Origin of the sequence: Rossellomorea sedimentorum (genome assembly GCF_046237645.1) — a bacterium.
GTDB classification, from domain to species: domain Bacteria; phylum Bacillota; class Bacilli; order Bacillales; family Bacillaceae_B; genus Rossellomorea; species Rossellomorea sedimentorum.
On the sequence record NZ_CP143546.1, the window covers coordinates 2,327,612 to 2,344,424 of the forward strand.

At 41.6% G+C, this 16,813-nt stretch carries 17 protein-coding genes; 7 read left to right on the forward strand and 10 right to left on the reverse strand.

All coding sequences use genetic code 11. The annotated features are described in order from the left end of the window. Window positions 1-82: 82 nt before the first annotated feature. Window positions 83-241, reverse strand: coding sequence for a hypothetical protein (locus V1502_RS11490; RefSeq protein ID WP_409250788.1), 159 nt, complete (start codon window positions 239-241; stop codon window positions 83-85). 135 nt (window positions 242-376) lie between these two features. Continuing rightward, window positions 377-796 (reverse strand): DUF2500 domain-containing protein, encoded by a 420-nt coding sequence (locus V1502_RS11495; protein WP_409250789.1) that lies wholly within the window; start codon window positions 794-796, stop codon window positions 377-379. A 963-nt stretch (window positions 797-1,759) separates the two neighbouring features. Here V1502_RS11495 and V1502_RS11500 point away from each other — a divergent pair. Then, window positions 1,760-1,864, forward strand: a complete 105-nt coding sequence (locus V1502_RS11500; RefSeq protein WP_409250790.1) for a YjcZ family sporulation protein — start codon at window positions 1,760-1,762, stop codon at window positions 1,862-1,864. Window positions 1,865-2,294: 430 nt separating this feature from the next. On the opposite strand, the gene V1502_RS11505 is transcribed toward V1502_RS11500, so the two are convergent. Together V1502_RS11505 and V1502_RS11510 are read right to left on the reverse strand one after the other, a co-directional pair. Continuing rightward, window positions 2,295-3,179: a DMT family transporter gene (locus tag V1502_RS11505; RefSeq protein ID WP_409250791.1), complete on the reverse strand. Its 885-nt coding sequence runs from the start codon at window positions 3,177-3,179 to the stop codon at window positions 2,295-2,297. A gap of 175 nt (window positions 3,180-3,354) precedes the next feature. After that, on the reverse strand, window positions 3,355-3,978 hold the full coding sequence (locus tag V1502_RS11510) for a DsbA family protein (protein ID WP_409250792.1): 624 nt from the start codon (window positions 3,976-3,978) through the stop codon (window positions 3,355-3,357). Window positions 3,979-4,274: 296 nt separating this feature from the next. On the opposite strand from V1502_RS11510, the gene V1502_RS11515 reads away from it, so the two are divergent. After that, the gene (locus V1502_RS11515; RefSeq protein ID WP_409250793.1) at window positions 4,275-4,850 is read left to right on the forward strand and encodes a hypothetical protein; all 576 of its coding nucleotides are present in this window, start codon (window positions 4,275-4,277) and stop codon (window positions 4,848-4,850) included. Window positions 4,851-5,071: 221 nt separating this feature from the next. On the opposite strand, the gene V1502_RS11520 is transcribed toward V1502_RS11515, so the two are convergent. Continuing rightward, entirely contained in the window at window positions 5,072-5,245 is a 174-nt protein-coding gene (locus V1502_RS11520) for a hypothetical protein (RefSeq protein ID WP_409250794.1), read from the reverse strand. Between the two features lie 302 nt (window positions 5,246-5,547). Between V1502_RS11520 and V1502_RS11525 the strand changes: the two genes are divergently transcribed. Beyond that, window positions 5,548-6,018: a GNAT family N-acetyltransferase gene (locus V1502_RS11525; protein ID WP_409250795.1), complete on the forward strand. Its 471-nt coding sequence runs from the start codon at window positions 5,548-5,550 to the stop codon at window positions 6,016-6,018. Window positions 6,019-6,173: 155 nt separating this feature from the next. On the opposite strand, the gene V1502_RS11530 is transcribed toward V1502_RS11525, so the two are convergent. The 5 genes from V1502_RS11530 to V1502_RS11550 all read right to left on the reverse strand — a co-directional run bounded on the left by V1502_RS11530 (window position 6,174) and on the right by V1502_RS11550 (window position 11,787). Further along, window positions 6,174-6,464 carry an AbrB/MazE/SpoVT family DNA-binding domain-containing protein gene (locus tag V1502_RS11530; protein WP_409250796.1) on the reverse strand — a complete coding sequence of 97 codons (291 nt, stop codon included), beginning with the start codon at window positions 6,462-6,464 and terminating at the stop codon, window positions 6,174-6,176. A 292-nt stretch (window positions 6,465-6,756) separates the two neighbouring features. Beyond that, window positions 6,757-8,727 (reverse strand): phospholipase D-like domain-containing protein, encoded by a 1,971-nt coding sequence (locus tag V1502_RS11535; RefSeq protein ID WP_409250797.1) that lies wholly within the window; start codon window positions 8,725-8,727, stop codon window positions 6,757-6,759. A 369-nt stretch (window positions 8,728-9,096) separates the two neighbouring features. Further along, window positions 9,097-9,888 carry an aminoglycoside 6-adenylyltransferase gene (locus V1502_RS11540; protein WP_409250798.1) on the reverse strand — a complete coding sequence of 264 codons (792 nt, stop codon included), beginning with the start codon at window positions 9,886-9,888 and terminating at the stop codon, window positions 9,097-9,099. 13 nt (window positions 9,889-9,901) lie between these two features. After that, window positions 9,902-10,918 carry an ABC transporter permease gene (locus V1502_RS11545; RefSeq protein WP_409250799.1) on the reverse strand — a complete coding sequence of 339 codons (1,017 nt, stop codon included), beginning with the start codon at window positions 10,916-10,918 and terminating at the stop codon, window positions 9,902-9,904. Beyond that, on the reverse strand, window positions 10,918-11,787 hold the full coding sequence (locus V1502_RS11550) for an ABC transporter permease subunit (RefSeq protein ID WP_409250800.1): 870 nt from the start codon (window positions 11,785-11,787) through the stop codon (window positions 10,918-10,920). Before V1502_RS11550 ends, V1502_RS11545 begins: the two co-directional genes overlap by 1 nt. Window positions 11,788-12,687: 900 nt before the next feature. On the opposite strand from V1502_RS11550, the gene V1502_RS11555 reads away from it, so the two are divergent. The 4 genes from V1502_RS11555 to V1502_RS11570 all read left to right on the forward strand — a co-directional run bounded on the left by V1502_RS11555 (window position 12,688) and on the right by V1502_RS11570 (window position 16,255). Beyond that, entirely contained in the window at window positions 12,688-13,317 is a 630-nt protein-coding gene (locus V1502_RS11555; RefSeq protein WP_409250801.1) for a spore coat protein, read from the forward strand. Window positions 13,318-13,743: 426 nt separating this feature from the next. Continuing rightward, window positions 13,744-14,373, forward strand: coding sequence for a LysE family translocator (locus V1502_RS11560; RefSeq protein ID WP_409250802.1), 630 nt, complete (start codon window positions 13,744-13,746; stop codon window positions 14,371-14,373). Between the two features lie 65 nt (window positions 14,374-14,438). Then, window positions 14,439-15,197 (forward strand): YqcI/YcgG family protein, encoded by a 759-nt coding sequence (locus V1502_RS11565; protein WP_409250803.1) that lies wholly within the window; start codon window positions 14,439-14,441, stop codon window positions 15,195-15,197. 113 nt (window positions 15,198-15,310) lie between these two features. After that, entirely contained in the window at window positions 15,311-16,255 is a 945-nt protein-coding gene (locus V1502_RS11570) for an arginine deiminase family protein (protein WP_409250804.1), read from the forward strand. Window positions 16,256-16,813: the final 558 nt, after the last annotated feature.

Here is a 16,813-nt window from a genome sequence, read left to right on the forward strand (position 1 = left end):
TATGGCCTATTATTCAAAGCAAATAGCCGGCACTATGCCGGCTATTCCTGTTAAAAATTCAAACTTAGCTCGCTTATCCTCATTATTCTGCTTTGTTCCGATAAAACTCCACCGCTTCCTTCAAGCGTTCATTTTGCTGCTTAAGGTCTTCTTCCTTTCTGACTTGTATCCACTTAATAAACAACAAACTGCTCATCACGAGAAAAGACACACCCCAACCGGCAAGATAAAAGGGATTCAACCTGTCTGGAGCCACCCAGGCTACATATTTAAATTGCAGTACTGTGAACAGAATCAAGAAGACAAAGACTAAATATACCCATTTCCACTATATCTTCATACAATTCCTTTCAGAAACTTGCGGCATAAAAGTACATCAAATGGTGTCTTCCTTCATTTTCCTTTCAAACCCCAGATATCTCGTACCTTTAAACGTCACCTTGCCAACATCATCTTCTGCAAGAAGCCCGTATTCTTTCCCCAAAACATGAAACTCCTTACGATCACCACTTTCAAACTCAAATGTAACATAATATCTTGTTTGAGATCTTGAAGAATGGTGGTGATGGCCGTCTCCATGATGATGCATGTTTGAGCGCTTGGAAACATTCATACGCTTTGATTTAACAATTGCAGGCACACTCAGCTTTGGTGACTGTTCATTCTTCTGCCACTGACCTATCCCTTTTATAACGGAAAAAAGGATGCCCCCGATTACAAACACAAAAATGATACCGATTAAAATAGGGACAATTTGAAACATTGGATCTGCCACAGTAAATGGATCTGCTGACATAAAATCATTCCTTTCCAGCCTCTTAGTAAACTATACGAATGCCTAGCGGAAAGGTTTCATTCAACTTAATAAATTCGATGATACCGGTGTTTTCCCTCTTAAAAATTAGCACTTGATTCTTTCTATTTTAGAATAGGTCCTTTTTTCCTTTAAACTAAAAGATTTTGGTCTATTTTCCCACATAAAGGCCGTGCTTTGCCCAGGCTCCTTCATGAACTCTTTATGAGACCACTTTTCATTCGATTTTGACATTAGGGTGCTTCATGAACTCCTCATAAGACCACTTTCCATTGTCCTTTCACATTAGGGTGCCTCATGAACTCTTTATAAGACCACTTTCCATTCTCTTTTCACATTAGGGTGTCTCATGAACTCTTTATAAGACCACTTTCAAGCTGATTTTTACGTTAGGGTGCTTCATGAACTCCTCATAAGACCACTTTCCATTCTCTTTTCCCATTAGGGTGTCTCATGAACTCTTTATAAGACCACTTTCCATTCTCTTTTCACATTAGGGTGCCTCATGAACGCTTCATAAGACCATAATCCAATCAATTTTCCCATTAGGGTGTCTCATGAACGATTTATAAGACCATAATCCAATCAATTTTCACATTAGGGTGCCTCATGAACGCTTCATAAGACCATAATCCAATCAATTTTCACATTAGGGTGCCTCATGAACGCTTCATAAGACCATAATCCAATCAATTTTCCCATTAGGGTGTCTCATGAACGCTTCATAAGACCATAATCCAATCAATTTTCCCATTAGGGTGTCTCATGAACGCTTCATAAAACCAAATTCAATCCATTATGGAACTTTTATTCAGATAGGAACCGGCCAACATCATCCCTGCTATTCAAGTAGGGTTTTATATTTGCCAAACGGCCTATTCATCACGAACCTCAGGGTTTGACCCGACATATTATATTTCATCTTGCAAAAAGGTGGTGTTGTGAATGAGCGCTGGCGGATACGGATCAGGTTTTGCACTGATTGTCGTGTTGTTCATCCTTTTGATTATCATTGGGGCTTCCTGGGTTGGAGGCGGCTACGGCTATTAAGTAATACCCGTAATGATGGAAGGCAGGTCTGTTCAGGCCTGTTTTTTTGTTGAAGAAAACTTTAGTGGAAATTTAAACTCTTTAAAGAGCTCTTGTTCATATTTTCTACCGGAAAGAGGAACCCAGCTTTCGATATAATTTTCCCGTTTCTCTCATTGCCACCGCAGAAATTTGTGCATACACACCAAAACAGGCTGATCTTTTGGGGTAGAAGTCTATTCCAGATCATACAATTTTCATACTATGTACTATCCGTCCCATACCCTTTCCTCTTTGCGTCGCACTCCCCCGTTTATGGGGGATTTTTTATTTCTAAGCAAGTTATATGCTAACCATCTAGTACAGACCGCGCTAATAACGTTATAAATAAACAGAGCAAGGGACAGATTCGGCAAATTCACTTTCCGCAGTTATTAGTATTGTCTCTTCTCTATGCAGTATGCTCCAGTTGTCCTTTCTTTTTCTGTGGCTTATTCACAAGGTAAATTCCCAGGAGTATGATGCTTCCACCTGTCAATGTGGTCAGATGCAATTGCTCATCTAGGAGCAGCCAACCGGAGATGACTCCAAATAAGGGAGCTAGGAACAGAAACGAACTGACCTTCGCAGGATCTTCTTTTTTCAAAAGGTAAAACCAGATGGCAAATTGAACGCTTGATGCCATGATGGCAAGCCACAGGATGATCCCTATGGATGTTGAAGTAAGATCCAGCCTAACCTGCTCAAAAAGGACGCTGGTCACAAGCAGGATAAGCCCCCCGAACAGCATTTGATAGGCCGTCAATACCCAGGTGTCGAACGAATGCCCCCATTTTTTCATGACGAGCGTGGCACTCGCCCAAAAAACGGCACTCAATAAGCCAAGGAAGAAACCGACTTCACGTATATCAAGGCTCGCTCCCAGTGTTATAAAGACTCCGACGATCCCCATTATCACCCCGAGCCATTGTAGGCGCCGGTATTGCATTCCCATAAACAATGTACCGAACACTACAACCAACAGTGGATTTGTGAAAGTCAGGATTGAGGATTCCCCTGCTGTAATGGTCCTCAGGCTCAAGAAAATAGATCCCATCACCCCGGCAGTCTGCAGGCTACCGACAAGGACGACTTTGCCCCACTCTTTAGCTTCGGTTGGATGCGGCCGTTTCAACAGTCTAACAGCCAATGCCATTAAGATGCCGGCAATCGTGAAACGCACCCCTACAAGCATCAGAGGAGAGACATATTCAAGGCCGATTTTGCCTACCGCAAATGATGAACCCATCAATCCGGTTGTAGTGATTAATAAAATAACAAATACTAATTTATTCACGTTCCCCCAGCTCCCACTTCTCCATAATCTCTAATTTTTACCAAACTATGATAATACAAAGTATATCAGGACAACCAACCTCATAGAAACTATAATGACTCGACTTAGGAAAGAAAAAAACTGCAACCAAAATGATTGCAGTCTCACTCTATAAACTCCCATCCAGCACGTAGGTCTATTCTTCATTATCCAACTCCGCCTCAAGCCTGGAAAGCTCATCATCAATGATTTGCTCCAGCACTTCTTTCGGGCGGGCACCGCGCAGTTCCGTACCTCCGATGATAAATGTAGGCACCGCTTGAATGCAGGCTTCTTCATATACATGGTGCAAGGCTTTTTCGTGTGTCTCTTTATACTTCCTTGTCTTCAGGGCCGTTCTGTACTCAGCCTGGTCGAGACCTACTTCACCTGCCAGCTTTGTCAATACCTCTATATCACCGATGTCCAGCTCATCCTGGAAGAACGCCGTGAACATGCGGTGGTTGTATTCATTTGCTTTGCCGTGTTCCTTGGCGTATTGAAATCCTTCAAATGTCAAATGAGTATGAGGCTGTGGCGACACTCGCGGCAGCACGATCTTGACACCAAGCCTGTCTGCCATCGGGTAAACACTGCTCTTCCAAGTGGTTTGCAGATACTCTCCCTCCGGCTTCAATGTTTCTGTCGGGTAGGGCCGAAGTTCATACGGCATCCATTCAATCTCAACATCTTTCCCCTTTGTTGCCTCTTCAAGCGGAACCTCCGCTAAAAAACAAAATGGTCATACATAATCCGAGTAAATCTTTATCTTGAGCGTCATGGTGATCCTCCTTCGATTAAGTTTCTATGTAACAAGCATCCGCCCTCGCAGCCAACATGACATGACAACTGAAGATTATGCTCTACATAGGCATCGCTGTTCCTCAAACCACGATCTTTATCTCTAATTTTCACCCAAAACGGAGCAATTAAACAAGAATTTTTCAAAGAATTTTTCTATCTAAAAGCGGCGAAATTACTCTTTGCGGGGGCAGATTCTCATACTAATTGACTAGTTTGATGTATGAGTTGGGAAGGCGAGGAAACAATAGAATAAAAAAACTAAAGGTGACCACATTGGAAAATCAAAGACAGATAATCGACTCACTCAATGAACAGCAAAAAACATTTACACAGAACTGGAACGACTACTGGCACCAGTTCTCTTCTTTGGATACATGGCAATTTTGGTTCCTCGTCATTCTTTTTGTCCTTCCGCTGATTGTCCTTTATTTTAAGCTTGATAGAAGCAGGGCTTTCCATATCGGTTTTTATGGATTTAATATTCATGTCTGGCTTGGATACATTGACCGATTTGGGGTCACCTCGGGGTTCTGGGAATATCCATACCAAACGGTGATCGTCCTACCTAACAACGTGACGATGGATGCTTCGTTAATTCCGGTGGTGTTCATGATGATGTATCAATGGATTCTTGCCAACAACAAAAATTATTACCTCTATATGATACTTCTAAGTACAGGTCTGTCTTTTATCTTTAAGCCTTTACTGGGACTTCATTACTTCATGGAGTTTTATATAGCGATCCCTTATGTTTATTTATTCTTGGGATATCTTGTAGTTTTTTCACTTTCAAAAATCATAACGGATATTTTTTGGCGTTCAGAAAAGGGATTGAGAGAAGAACGGTAAGGATTTTGGTCAGCCCCAGAGGGAGATTTCTGAGGCAAAGGGTGACCTTTCCTTTTATTCTATTGGAGCTGTCTGACCCAGAGAACCTGGGTTTTACGCTCGGTTCTTAACCTTTTCACTGAAAGTTCGATGCAGTTGAGACAGTTCAAAGTAATCCAAGAGGGAATTTTATTAAAGCTTGTCCAAAAAGGGGCCCATGATTATGTATACAGGCAGCTGAATTACTCCCCTCCGCTTGTATACCTGTTATCCCCCATCGTAAAGTTAGAACTTTCTCCTTGTTTCGCATGGGGATCTGTTGACATATGAGGATGATTATTGTTTTTCTTTCTTCGAATATCGATAAATAAAGCAAGTGATAAAATTCCGCCAATCCATACTGGTACCCACCACATACGCAAACCTCCTTTTATCTATATAGACGAATGAAACAAAGAATAGTTTCATTTTATTTAAATATTCAAATAAATACGATCCTTTAAGCTTCGATGGATAACATACCCGTTCCTCCACGGAATGCTGTTTGGCAGTGCAGATTGCAATAAATATCAAGTTACAGGAGTAAATATCCAGCAATATTCTTATGGTAAAATAATATAAATAAAACATTCATCTTTTATCCATACATAAGAGTTTTTTACAAAAGCTGAGCTCTTACACTCAAGCTCTCACACCAACTACCAGAGGGGGAAACATCTTGAATCTACATATGCGAGAAGCCACTAAGGATGATTATAATTTCATCCATACAATGCAAAAACAAGTTCATGAGATCCATACAAACAAAAGGCCAGACCATTATAATATGGCTGATATCACGTTAGATAAAGAGTATTTCAATGGCTTGATAGATGGAGAAAACACAAAGGTATTTTTACTTGAGGCAGACAAGCCAATCGCTTATAGTATTCTTACAATAAAGAACACACCTGAAAGACCCATATTAATACCAAGAAAAGTGATGTATATGGACGACTTTGGTGTGAATCGTAAGCACAGAGGAAAAGGACTGGGAAGAATATTCTTTAAAAAAATAGTGGATTTCGCTAAGAGCATAGAAGCGGATTCCCTGGAATTAGGCGTGTGGGAGTTTAATGAGGAAGCTATTAAATTCTATGAATCAATGAATCTTAAGACAAAAACGAGGCTGATGGAACTAAAACTATAAAACTCTCTTTTAATATGAAAGAAAGTTCTGATTAGAGAACCTTTCCTGCTTTCAGAATGCCTTCAGGTTTTTCATCAACTATAAAAAATGATGGCAAAATGGGATCCCATTCTGCCATCATTTATGTTACTAAAGAATTTATTCCAGAAAATTCTTTATTTCACTTCATCCAATCGAAACGACTCCTTCAGTTCCTTCAAGAGCTTTTCTGCTCCTTCTCGGCTGAGAATCAGTTTTCCATCAGCGATTTCCAGATTTTCTTCAGAATCTTCTCCCGTTACATCGCATGTCATACTTGGTTTATATTTTTGTAGGATGATTCTGTCTTCATCCATATAAATCTCCAGTGAATCTTTTACAGCAATTCCTAAAGTACGGCGTAATTCTATCGGGATGACGACCCTTCCAAGCTCGTCCACTTTACGCACTATTCCAGTCGATTTCATAATAAAGTCTCCTCTCTTACATTCACAAAACAAAGTGTATCTGGATATCCTCAGCTCGCTCCCAGCAGCAAAACTGATTACAAGGATCATCTGCAGATAGTTTGTTAAAAGCCACCCTGCGACTCTGACAGAGGTATCAGATTGACATACATAATTTTCGTAAAGGCAGGCTTGTTTCTAGTCTATAATTAAATTTAATCATACCCTGTAAAAAATCACCATATATAATTTTGTGGCTGTCTTGCCACATATTGAACAACGCCCCGTAAAAAGTCACGGGGCGCTTCGTTTTTTATTGCAGGCTTCCTCCTGCTTGTAAGTAGCGGGCATTGAACTCTTGCAAGAATTGATTTGTAATCGCTGAATCATGGATGAACAGCATGTTTTCATCATTGATATCATTGCCGTTCGTGCTCCAGTTCGTCGATCCGACAATCACTGTTGGATCACTAGTGGTATCTGCATCAATAAGCATTGTCTTGGCGTGAAGTTTTCTCGACTCATTTGCCTGCAGGACCGGAGCTGGATTTGCCCAGCGTGTATTCGGGTTATTTGTACTCCCCGTCACTGTTCTTCCCGTCATATCAATGCTTGCAGACCACCATTGATTCCAGAAACTCGGATCAAAGACTCCTTTTAAGTCAAAACCTGTTGTGGTTCCTTGAAGGTCATTATAAGATCCTTCCCATTTATATTTTAATTCATCGACCAGCGCCTGATCACTCCAGGCAAAGATAGTGAAATAGGTATTAATATCCGCAGAAGTTCTCACAAAGTCTGTCAACTTCCCTACCGCATTGTCACCCGCAGAAAAATAGATTTCCACTTGGGTTCCGTTAATGTCCACAATATGAGCTGTATTATCTACTTTTCTTGTATTAAAATTGGAAACAGTCTTATCAGGTGTTAGGGTATTGCTTCCCCACATTTCATTGAACTCCACTTCATAAATGCCAGCAAGCTCAGGCCAGTTGATTTCAACCACATGCTGCTGGTTCCCATCAAGGATCCCCTGCTGCATATTTGTTTCTGACCCGTACAAGCCGGTGATCGTAAAGTTCCAACTCCCGGTAAACACCCATTTATCATCAATGACGGCAAATTTATTATGCATTTGCGTGTCGGGGCTGTAGTATGCGTTGGCACTTTTTTCTTCAGCATCGACAAGCAGATGTCCTGTCACATCACTGTTCCCAACCGCAACCGTTACAACCGGAAAATCAGACGGCGCAGCAGGAAGTCCCTCACTTGTCCTTGCAGCACTGTCTTCAACTGCAAACATAGGAGAATCGGAAAATACGACTATATCATCCGCTGTTCCTATTTTTCCATCAAGGCCGCGGACCATCTTCTCTACATAGATTCTCATCGTTTGAAAACGTTCGGTATAGTGGGGATCTGAGGCATCCTTGGAATCGGCAATCACCCTTACATCAACGCCTTCTGCCGCTTTACCGATCAGCGTATCCACAATTTTCGGCAGATTAATTTCATATGTAGCAAAATCGATACTTGTTGTCGCTTCATTCAATCGCTTAATCAAGCGGTCTTCAAGATTCACATTATAGTTCGCTTCATTTCCTGCAGAGGCAAAAGAAATGTCAGCACATTTATTGAAGTATACATTGATAGCTCCAGATGCTTCTGAAACATTATTAAGACGCTCGGCCGGATCTCCGCATCCCGATCCAGCACCGCCTCCATTTGAATTACTGCCTGAATTCAATCCCTTAGGTGTCCCATACCCACCTGCATAAGCGGCTGTAGAGGTAGTCCAATTGGCTGCTTCCGTGCCGCTTACGAGAACGTCAATCCTCTCCATCGTCGCCTTTGAAGAGTTATCGCCGCTGTACCAGGCATCGACAGAATCGATTATGTTACCTGCTGAATCTTTCAATTTCAATGACTCCCCGGTATTCCCCATGGCTCCCGAGTAGATAAGATCGGCCGTTACCCCTGCAACCGAATTGTCACTTGTTCTTTCTAATAAAAAATACTCTCCTGGTGCAATCGTTCCCGATAATGCAATGGACGGTGTCCCATCTGCAGAAGAAAGCGTCCATCCATTCAAATTTACATTACTGTTCGTTGGGTTATGTAATTCCATCCATTCATCATTGTAGCTCGCCGTTGTCCCCATCCATGCAATTTCATTAATGACAACCCCTGTACCATTGGATGCACTGAACGCATCTTCCTTAAGTGGCCCAAATACAGAAAAAATAAGTGATGCAATGACAGTCAATCTTAAACCGAACTTCAACCTAACCAACTCCCTTTGTTTGCTGGCAAAATAACGCCGCAGCTACTACTATAAAACAACTTCAAACCTTATGTCGGCAGTTTTATTGTTAAATGTTATTAAAATTCTGTAAATAGGTACATTCCTACCAGGAAAAGAGGAAATGAAAAAACGCAACCCGGTATAAAGGTTGCGTTTTTTCTCCATTATCTGTTATCTCTAATCTTGGTTGATTTTCTTCAAATCTTCCTTTATTAACAACGCGGCGAAAACGATCGAGGCACTTAAGAAGATCATGGAAAAAATCACCCCTGCCATCGCAGAGTTGAATGTGCCGCTTGTGACCTGCCCATCTCCACCCCTGGCTTAGAGTTTTTACTTCATGCACCTTTACCTCTTTTTCGTGGTATACAACAACTTTTGTAGATCTTCATCCAATGTAAATTGAGAACCCTGCTTTAAAGCTTGGACAAAAATCTCCGTTAATTTCCCTGCTGAATCTTGGACACTTTCAACCGTAATCTTTTCCGGATACGTTGAAAGGTAAGCCTCTTTAAAAGAAGAATTCAATGTTTCATAAGCTTTAAACTGATAAAGTTTCTTCCCTTCATTCAACGCCTGCACAATCAGGGTGAATTCCCTCATTTCCTCAAGCATCCTAAGTGCATAAATGAGATTTTTCCGTTTTAACTCTTTCTGCATTGACAAACTGCAATAGACAAACTCAAAAGGCAGATCGAATCCCACATTGTATCTGACAGGTTTATTGAGAAATTGGTCGTTCTCCTTTTTCATTTTTAAGGTTACCAGCCCTGTTTTATCAACAAGGACCTTCCATAGCGGCGATCGTACGGTCAATAACTGTCTTGGAACAATCGAAACATTGAATTCGAGTTTATTCTCCAATAATACGATTAATAGGAATATGTCTTTGCTGAACTTCTTTTCTTTGATGTAGGCAGGATTGAAACTGTCAAAAATTTGTTGCACTGCCTCCTTGGCGGCTTCGGCATTTTCAACCTCCGAGGTAGCAACCATTAAATCAATATCCGAAAACTCATCATTGAACCCGTTCACCCCGGAGCCAATCTGGATGACGCCTTCCACCAAACGGGAAGCCTCCAACTTCCTGATCGTTTCGCCCAAGTAAGCCGTTCTTTCCTCAACACTGAACATCTCCATCTCTCCATTCTTCCTATTTTGCTCTGGGCAGTAACTCAAAATCTTCTTCACCAGGCGTGCTGTTCAACCCTTCATCCTCAGAATCTTCCTCTTCCCCACCAGCAAACTCCCCTTTGTTATTCTGCTCAGACAGTCCTTCCAGCCCTTTCGTCATTCCGTTCAATGAAAGAATCGTCAAGGAGAAGAAGAACATCGGCACCATAAAGATCCACCAGTCGTTAAAGATAGAGCGGTAATTCATCGCCATCAGGCTGGCCCATTCCTGAACGAACGGTTTCGGCGGGTCGCAAAAAGGTCCATAGCATACATCGGTCCCTCCATAAAACAGCTTGAAAAATCCCAGATGGGCAATGATCAACAGAACTTGTACGATAATCTTCGGAAAAATAACAAACAATCTCATTCTTAAATGCGGCATCAGATGCTTCCTGAATAGAAAGAAAGGACTGCCGCCCAACACCCTGGCACTCAAGATAAATTCTTTCTGCAGAATCTCCCTTGTTTCATTGGCAATCAAGATGGCGGTCGTTGGGACTGTTATGACCGCCAGTGTGACCGACTGCCAAATAACCCTCTCTGTAAATGATGTTTCAAAGCCTTGAGGCGGTTCCCAAAGCAAGGGAAAAAGCACATTATAGGCAATGATGCTCTGCGGGATAAAATAAAATGAGGTGAAGACTGTCTGCGTTATGTATTTGGATGTGTTTTTTATAAATCCACCCGCGACTCCAACCAGGAATGACATCATGAAACTTAATAAAGATATCGCAATCGCCGCACCCAGCGTATATTGAGCACCCTGGAGCACTTTGAAAAACATATCGTATCCTTCACGATCGGTCCCGAACGGAAATTCTGCCGACGGTTTAAAAGGTGCGCCGCCAATGAGCTTGCCGGATTCATCATATGTAAGGACCGTTTGCGGAATGTCTCCATTGAAAAAATGATTGAAAATCAAACTTCCGGCTACCATAAAAATCACAAAGCTCCCGCCAAGAATGACGAGACACTTATACTTCCTTTTTCCCATCACAGGCTCATCTCCTTTCCAATTCTCCGTTTCAGGATAAATTGCAGCCCTTTTAACAAAGAATAAATCGGCAGAAAGAGCAAGATTGCCGTAATCGCAAATATGGAAGGCGTATTATACGTGAACAGAAAGGACGTGACCCCGAATACATTGAACAAATATTCCAGTATGAGAAGATTCGACAGCATCATCCAGACAATTTGTTTCGCGTGATAGGTAAGGCTGATCAGGATATTCCTGATCATATGTACAAACAACAAGTGGTATTTCGCCAGCCCCTTCCCCCTCGCCAGCTCCACATAAGGCAATCCTTCTTCCTCATTGATAAAAGAGACCATCAATCCTAAAAAGAAAAAAGCAGGCAGGATACTCAAGGTCACAGCAGGAAAAAGAATCACTTGATTAACGCCCACCGATGCCACATCAATCAATAGGATACCGGACTTTTTAAAGTACCAAATCACACAAATCTGCAAAGCAGCTATCACAAAAATATCAGGGAGCGAACTGACCACAATGGAAAAGGTTTTAACCAGGCCTCTGAACCAGCTGCCTACGGAATAATACAGAATCAGCAGTATCACGGATACCGAAAGAGCCAACAATAAAGCGAGAATCACAATTTTGGCACTGCTCAGGAAAGCCATTAATATAATCGGAAACAAATCCCTCTCCACATCGGAGATCGGATTGATATAAACAAGATTCAAAGGGGACGATAAATCCTTTAATACACTTAAAAGGCTCTCCCAATATCCCTTCAAGGAAAACTTCTGCCCTTTGAAAAGGCCCGAACCTGCACTCACCAGTATAATCCCGGCAATGATCAATAGCGGTTCCACCAAATTGCGCATCAGTGTCCTTGCCATGAGTCCCCCTCCTCTCTCCGTTTATTCATAATAGTATTAATATTAACATAATTTACCTTATTGGGTTGCTTTTTTACAAAAGTTAGTAAGAGATTATTGAAAGTTTAACTACAGTCGTTTCCGACATCAAACTTTCCTCTTATCAGGATGAGGTCCCAATTAAGCGATTTTTCCTGCATCATTCCCTTCTCCAACCCACAATGGTGCCCTAATCAAGTCCTTTTTCCGGCATCATATCTTTTCTCTTCTTCTCAGGATGATGTCCCAATTAAGCGATTTTTCCTGCATCATTCCCTCCTTCAAACCAGAATGATGTCCGAATCAAGTCCTTTTTCAGGCATCATATCTTTTCTCTTCTCAGGATGATGTCCGAATTAAGCCCTTTTTCGTGCATCATTTCTTTCTTCAATCGAGAGTGATGTCCGATTAAAGTCTCTATTCCGGCATAAAATCTCCCACATCTCAGGATGATGTCTGAATTAAGCCCTTTTTCGTGCATCATTTCTTTCTTCAACCCAGAATGATGCCCTAATAAGTCCTTTTTCAGGCATCATATCTTTTCTCTTCTCAGGATGATGTCTGAATTAAGCCCTTTTTCGTGTATCATTCGCTCCTACAAACCAGAATGATGTCCGATTAAAGTCTCTATTCCGGTATAAAATCTCCCACATCTCAGGATGATGTCCCAATTATGCGATTTTTCCTGCATCATTTCCTTTTCAACACAAAATGATGCCCTAATCGAGTCCTTTTTTCAGCAACTAATCATAGTCAACCGGAGGTATCGCGAGTTCTTTTTACACTGCAGAAATCATTTTCATTACCAAGTTTACAGCTACATATTTCACCCCTGTTTGAAAATACTAATGACGGTTGAAATAAAAACTTGGAGGAATTCACATGCAAAATCAAATGAATAACCAACCGAATGCACAGCAAGCCCCAAATCCTGCTATGAATCAAACACCCAATAAAAATCATGGCGGTCACGAGCTTTTTGATGCACATGAAGTCATTGCTGGCGTGATCTCTATGCTTGATCAATATCAAATGTACGATCAATACATTCAAGATCCTGAATTGAAGGATATCCTTCAGCGTCAATCAGCATTTGTTACCCAAACCTACAACACGATGGTGAACAGTTTCTCAACTGGAAAGGATCCCCAGGTTCCGACACAACAATATAAAATGAAGCAGAACAATAACACGGTCTACGGAGTCAAACCAGGACAGCCGAAGAAACCAAACCAATCCATCAACGACCTTTCCGATCAGGGTCTCTCCGCCTATATGCTTGGAAACACAAAATCACTATCCGGTCTCCTGGCCATGACTGCCCTTGAGATGACCAACCCAGTCTTGCGCCGGGTCATGGCTGACAGTGTGCCGAACTTCATAGAAATGAGTTACGAGATCTTCCTTTATCAAAATAAGCATGGCTATTACCAGGTTCCGCAGCTAAAAGAACAAGATATGAATCTGATGCTGCAAAGTTATGCCCAAGCTCCGCAAAATACAACTCACTAAACATCTGACTGCTGGTTATAAGAGTATTCTTATGGCCAGTTTTATTTAATTAGCCTGCCTAGAAGATTTTGATAGATATATTTACAGGTCCATCTCATCCACCGTCTTCCGGGACTGATTAGGGTAATGTTGATTGAACTCAATTATGTATATGGGTAAGGTTCTAAATATACATCTGCTCTGACTTTCAATAAGATATGTACTTAGTTTCAAGGTCTTACTACATATCCGAACTGGTGCCCAGCAAGATATGTCCTAAAAATCCATTCCTTACTTCATATCTGCTCTGACTTTCAACGAGATATGTACTTAGAACCATCCGCACGTATATCCACCACCATATGTCCCTTATCCTTACGCGCACAACACTTGTATAACTAGTCCTACATTTCAAGTACCGTAAAAGTTTAAATAGGAGGGCTCGATATGAACGTCTTTTTCAGCTACATATTACTGGGGTTGTCCTTATCAGCACCCATGGGGCCCATTAACGCTGCCCAGCTGGACAAGGGGATCCGCTTTGGTTTTATGCATGCATGGCTTGTCGGAGTAGGAGCAATGGCAGCCGATGCAATCTTTATGCTTTTGATTTATTTTGGAATTGCTTCATTCATCGATATTCCCATTATTAAAACCTTTCTTTGGCTGTTCGGTTTTTTTGTTCTGTGCTACACAGGTGTTGAAAGCATCATCCACTCATCACCTGAAAAATCTGGAACACAGAGTAAATCCGAATCTAAAAAGAAGTCTTTTCGGACCGGTTTCCTCATGGCTGCCTCCAACCCATTGAATATTTTGTTCTGGCTTGGCATTTATGGATCCATTATTGCCAAAACCTCCGAAACGGCAAGTTCTGTCCAACTGTTTCTCTACAGTGGATACATATTCCTTGGGATTATGATATGGGATGTGACGATGGCCGGCATTGCAACAGGTGCTCGAAAATGGGCCAAGCCCATCTTCCTTCAAGGCATCTCCATTATTTCAGGATTCGTACTGATCGGATTCGGCCTCTACTTTGGCCTGCAGGCTTACCAGCAGTTATTCGGCTCCTAGACAGACACCCAACACTCCTTTCTCTAATAGGATACGATGTGTAATCCATTGAAAGGAGTTTCAAGATGAACCTTTTGACAAAAAGTTGGATTGAGGCAAATCAAACTGATTTGGAAGAGTGGAAAATATCCGCCTACAAAGACTTTTCGTCTATGATGCTTAATACTGAAAATCCATACCCATGTGTTCCGGGTATTCAAGGATTTCAAAAAGACCAGCTTCGATTTGGGTTTACAGGCAATCCACAGGATGATACTTCACATATAGAATTCGCCTCCATGCTGAAAACTTATGGAAAGATATCTCGTGATACAGGAAACTATGCATCGATCGTGGTGTTTTTTGATTCCCGGAATCTCACCTTCGAAACAGATGCCAACACCCAATACCAGGAATTATTCTGGTCCATTTTGAACCGAGTCCATGAACTAGATGAAGCTCCATGGCCGGAAGACATTCCACAAGATCCGCACGATGCCGCGTGGGAATTTTGCTTTGATGGAGAGCCGTATTTTGCCTTCTGCGCAACGCCCTCCCATATCGAACGGAAAAGCAGATACTTCCCTTACTTTTTATTAGCCCTGCAGCCCCGCTGGGTTTTTGACGAAATTAATGCCTCTACGACCTTTGGGCAGAAACTGAAAAAGGTCATCCGTAGACGCCTTAAAGATTATGACGGTAAAGAGGCACACCCTAACTTAAAATGGTACGGACAAAATGATAACCATGAGTGGAAGCAATATTATTTAAGTGATGACGGCCAAACTCCCTCTAAATGCCCTTTTACGGCTATGAAAAACCGTTTAAAAAAGATCAGGATTTAACCTGCATTGCTACCTCCCCCATTACTAAAATGAATAACAAAACAACAGGATGAAACTTTTAATAACAGGAGAAAATAAATCAGAGTGAAATCGTTATTAAAGGAGTAATAACTGTGATAAATATTCAGCCCAATTGTTGGAACGAACACGGCGAGCTCAAAGCGGTCATTGTATGCTCGCCCACAGCATTAGACGTACCCGATAAACAAACGGCAAACGATGTTCAGTGGGAAAAACCTGTTGATCAAAAAATAGCGCACAAGAATTTTGAAGAAATGGTACAGGCGATGGAGAATGCCGGTGTCCATGTCATAGACTATTCAAAATATCTTTCACCGGACGAATCAAAGCTCAGTGAACAACTGATCAACCGGGTATTCGTGAGAGACCTTGCCTGTGCATTCGGCAATACGTTCATTCCCGGGGAACCTGGCACGTCAATGAGACGCCCTGAATACGTGCAGTCTCATGTACTCTTTAAGAATTGGTTCGGACCGGAAACGTTTGATATAAAAACGAACAATCAGTTGGATGCTCTGGAATTTGGTGACGTCCTTATTCTAAATAAAGATGCAGTATTTGTTAATGTAGGGTTGCGGTCAAGCATGAAAAGCATCAAAGCCTTGAAAGCAAAGATCTTTCAAGCTGGTTTTTCTGAAATTGGAGTGATTGATCTCCCGAGAAGACCCGACACCCTTCATCTCGACATGAACTGCAATGTCGCGGGTGATGACTTGCTGATTGCCAAGAGCTATATGCGATATTTTCCGATAGAGATCATAACGGAGTCGGGGGCGAGCTATCAAATGATGCAGGAATTCTTAAGTCGCCACGCCTTTGATATCGAGTGGTTAACAGATATTAAACACACGGTCGCCGATATCAATTTCTTTAACCTCGATCCTGAAACCATTTTGCTCAGTACCGCTGCAACCCCGAAAATATTTAAAGAGCACCCGAAATTAAAAAAGAAGAAATTCATCGAAATCAATGTGAATGAACTGGAAAAAGGCGGGGGCGGCATACGCTGCATGACCCTTCCTCTTGTCAGATCATAACCCTATAGCGGTTGTCTTATGGGTAAATTTGAATAAGACAACCGCATTTTGCTCGTTTTAAATAAAAAAATAAGCAGCATTCAAGACGCTGCTCACCATCAAGATGATGTTATTACCATCCTCTATCTGAAAAAATCGAGGGTCCCTTCTTGCTGGAACCCTCGATTTTCCATGACTGCCTATTCAATTATCTACCGAACTCAGACCCCAATAATCCTTCAATACAGCATTCCCGATATCGACTTAATGTGGAATTTTTCAAATCTGACCCTCTTGAAAAGCCGACAAAATCTTCTTCGGATTTCGCAACCAGAAAATGATTTCAAGGGTTCCCGGTATCTTCAAGGATAATTTGTGCGAATCCTTTTTTATTAAATAAACCTTCTCCTCTTTCCAGTTCAAGGTATTCCGTTTCAGCATCTAGCTGTACTTTTACAGCTGCTAACCGCTCAGCATCTGCTGAATCATATGATATAGACCGTTATTCTTAAATACCGCCATCTTACAAAAAAGATTTACATTAGGGCAACCTGTAGAAAAAGGGAAATAGACCTTTTC

Excerpts from the sequence above, each read along its gene's own strand:
- V1502_RS11530 (WP_409250796.1), bottom strand. The coding sequence starts at position 6,464 with ATGAAATCGACTGGAATAGTGCGTAAAGTGGACGAGCTTGGAAGGGTC.
- V1502_RS11520 (WP_409250794.1), bottom strand. The coding sequence starts at position 5,245 with ATGTGGTGGGTACCAGTATGGATTGGCGGAATTTTATCACTTGCTTTA.
- V1502_RS11495 (WP_409250789.1), bottom strand. The coding sequence starts at position 796 with ATGTCAGCAGATCCATTTACTGTGGCAGATCCAATGTTTCAAATTGTC.
- V1502_RS11560 (WP_409250802.1), top strand. The coding sequence starts at position 13,744 with ATGAACGTCTTTTTCAGCTACATATTACTGGGGTTGTCCTTATCAGCA.
- V1502_RS11545 (WP_409250799.1), bottom strand. The coding sequence starts at position 10,918 with ATGGGAAAAAGGAAGTATAAGTGTCTCGTCATTCTTGGCGGGAGCTTT.
- V1502_RS11565 (WP_409250803.1), top strand. The coding sequence starts at position 14,439 with ATGAACCTTTTGACAAAAAGTTGGATTGAGGCAAATCAAACTGATTTG.
- V1502_RS11555 (WP_409250801.1), top strand. The coding sequence starts at position 12,688 with ATGCAAAATCAAATGAATAACCAACCGAATGCACAGCAAGCCCCAAAT.
- V1502_RS11500 (WP_409250790.1), top strand. The coding sequence starts at position 1,760 with ATGAGCGCTGGCGGATACGGATCAGGTTTTGCACTGATTGTCGTGTTG.
- V1502_RS11540 (WP_409250798.1), bottom strand. The coding sequence starts at position 9,888 with ATGGAGATGTTCAGTGTTGAGGAAAGAACGGCTTACTTGGGCGAAACG.
- V1502_RS11550 (WP_409250800.1), bottom strand. The coding sequence starts at position 11,787 with ATGGCAAGGACACTGATGCGCAATTTGGTGGAACCGCTATTGATCATT.